Below are 488 nucleotides of genomic sequence, written 5' to 3' on the forward strand. Positions count from 1 at the left end.
TTGAATACATCGAGGTTGATTATAATCGGACAAGAAGGCACAGTGCTCTCGGGTATCTAAGTCCAGTTAACTTTGAAAATAAAAATGTCGCTTAATGAAGTGTCCAGTCTGGCTGGAGCAGATCATAACTACTGCTGCAGAACTAATATTAGTTAAGAATCATAATACTGTATCCAGTTGTTATAACTTACTGGGGGATAATCTTTGTGATACGTATTGTTATGGCCCTGATTCAGAGGTAGAAGTTTATTTTGAAGAGGGAACGCTTCAATCTGAAATTGAATCAATAAAAAAACAAATGGAGTTTTTTTCAAATGCATTAAATGAGTGCCTTCAGGCTAGTGATTGTGGATGGGTTAATGTCTAAGGGATCCCCAAAAATAATTATTAAGTTTCAATTACATCACTCACATCCATATTTTTCCAATCGATTTGCACTACTACCTGTACGAAATAGGCTAGTCCTTCCAAATAATCTCGCCGTCGCA

At 36.5% G+C, this 488-nt stretch carries 2 protein-coding genes; both read left to right on the plus strand.

Annotation, left to right across the window (positions count from 1 at the left end; all coding sequences use genetic code 11):
- Positions 1–95 (plus strand): IS3 family transposase (locus H5200_RS23430; RefSeq protein WP_182761394.1); only part of this gene is annotated, 95 nt, incomplete at its 5' end.
- Positions 95–367: a hypothetical protein gene (locus H5200_RS23435; protein WP_182762892.1), complete on the plus strand. Its 273-nt coding sequence runs from the start codon at positions 95–97 to the stop codon at positions 365–367. The genes H5200_RS23430 and H5200_RS23435, both read left to right, overlap by 1 nt.
- The last annotated feature ends 121 nt before the right edge of the window (positions 368–488 follow it).

This window comes from Pseudoalteromonas sp. SG43-7 (assembly GCF_014164295.1).
GTDB lineage: Bacteria > Pseudomonadota > Gammaproteobacteria > Enterobacterales > Alteromonadaceae > Pseudoalteromonas > Pseudoalteromonas rhizosphaerae.

What these genes read in the sequence shown, in the direction of transcription:
- H5200_RS23435 (WP_182762892.1), top strand. Translation starts at nt 95, where the DNA reads ATGAAGTGTCCAGTCTGGCTGGAGCAGATCATAACTACTGCTGCAGAA.